Origin of the sequence: Rhodoplanes roseus (assembly GCF_003258865.1) — a bacterium.
Taxonomy (GTDB): Bacteria; Pseudomonadota; Alphaproteobacteria; order Rhizobiales; family Xanthobacteraceae; genus Rhodoplanes; species Rhodoplanes roseus.
Genome location: NZ_NPEX01000527.1, coordinates 1 through 2,009 on the forward strand (window position 1 = coordinate 1; position 2,009 = coordinate 2,009).

A 2,009-nucleotide genomic window follows, 5' to 3' on the forward strand; every position below is an offset into this window, starting at 1 on the left:
GTCCGCATCTCCTGGAGCGGCGCATCCACGGCGCCGATCGCTGCGGTCCCACGGGTGCGCATGACGGCGGCGGCATCGCCGGAGCCCCTCGACCTCTCCGTCATTCAGGCCGAGGACGAGGCCGTCTATCGCATGCTGTCGCGGGCCGATTCGGTCGGGGTGTTCCAGGTCGAGAGCCGCGCCCAGATGACCATGCTGCCGCGGCTGCGGCCGCAGGCGTTCTACGACCTCGTGATCGAGGTGGCGATCGTGCGGCCCGGGCCGATCCAGGGCGACATGGTGCACCCCTATCTGCGCCGCCGGCAGAAGCTCGAGCCGGTGACGTTTCCCTCGCCGTCGCCGGAGCACGGCGACAAGGACGAGCTCGCGCAGGTGCTGGGCAAGACGCTCGGCGTGCCGCTGTTCCAGGAGCAGGCGATGCGCATCGCCATCGTGGCGGCCGGCTTCACGCCGAGCGAGGCCGACCAGCTCCGCCGCGCCATGGCGACGTTCCGGCGGGTCGGCACCATCAAGTACTTCCGGGCCAAGCTGATCGACGGCATGGCGGCGCGCGGCTATCCGCGCGACTTCGCCGAGCGCTGCTTCAGCCAGATCGAGGGCTTCGGCGAATACGGATTTCCGGAGAGCCACGCGGCGAGCTTCGCCCTGCTCGTCTACGCCTCGGCCTGGATCAAGTGCCGCTATCCCGATGTCTTCGCCGCCGCACTCTTGAACAGCCAGCCGATGGGCTTCTACGCCCCCGCCCAGATCGTCCGCGACGCGCAGGAGCACGGCATCACGGTGCTGCCGATCGACGTGAGCTTTTCGGGGTGGGACAACGGGCTGGAGACGCTGCCCAGCAGCACAGCGCCGTCATGGCCGGGCTCGTCCCGGCCATCCACCCCTTGGCGGCGCTGCAAAAACGTGGATGCCCGGGACGAGCCCGGGCATGACGAATCAGAAGCTGTGGTGAGGGATATGAAATCTCGCCTCCACCCCCGCCACGCCGACATGGCGGGCGACATCTGCTCCACCCATGCGGTGCGGCTCGGGTTCCGTCAGATTTCCGGGCTGAAGGAGGACGACGGCCGCGCGATCGCAGCCGTGCGCAAGGACGGGTTCGACTCGATCCGGGATCTCTGGCTGCGCACGAAACTGTCGCCGGCCGTGCTGGAACGGCTGGCCGAGGCGGATGCGTTCCGCTCGCTCGGGCTCGACCGGCGGCAGGCGCTGTGGGCCGTGCGGGCGCTGCGCCGCTCGGGCGACAAGGACGACCTGCCGCTGTTCGCCCGCGTCGCGACGCCGGAGCAGGAGCCCGACGTGGCGCTGCCGCCGATGCGGCTCGGCGAGCATGTCGTCGCCGATTATCGTCATCTGCATCTGTCGCTGAAGGCGCATCCGGTGTCGTTCCTGCGTGGTGATCTCGACCGACGCCGGATTTTTGCCAGCGAGCGACTGGCCGCGTTGCCGTCCGGACGGCGAGTGTCGGTGGCCGGCCTGGTGCTGGTGCGCCAGCGTCCCGGCACCGCGAAGGGCGTGATCTTCGCGACGATCGAGGACGAGACCGCCGTCGCCAACATCATCGTCTGGCCGCAGGTGTTCGAGATGTTCCGGCCGATCGTGCTGGGCGCGCGGCTCGTCGCCGTCACGGGCCGGCTGCAGAACGAGCAGGGCGTGATCCACGTGGTTGCCGAACGGCTCGAGGATCTGTCGCCGCTGCTGAAAAAGCTCGCCGAGGACGCCGGCTGCGTCGAGACGCTGGCGCGCTGCGACGAGTTCAAGCGACCGATCCCGGAGAACCGCCAGCCGCTGCGCGCCGGCACCTCGCTCGCCGCTCTTCTCCGCGAGGCGCCGGATCTCGGCGGCGAGCTCGCCCCCGCCGCCCGCGTCCGCAGCGTGATGCCGAAGGGAAGGAATTTTCGGTGAGTTCTCATTGATCGGACGCGCGCGACTCAGAGCCCGTCATGCCGGCCTTGTGCCGGGCATCCACGCTCTCACGGGCCATACCAAAGACGCGGATGGCCGGGACG

1 protein-coding gene is annotated in these 2,009 nt (G+C 69.6%); it reads left to right on the forward strand.

Annotated elements, in window-relative coordinates; all coding sequences use genetic code 11:
* The coding region (locus CH341_RS36145; protein ID WP_245431333.1) for a helix-hairpin-helix domain-containing protein at positions 1 to 1,905 on the forward strand (1,905 nt) is incomplete at its 5' end.
* Between the last annotated feature and the right edge of the window lie 104 nt (positions 1,906 to 2,009).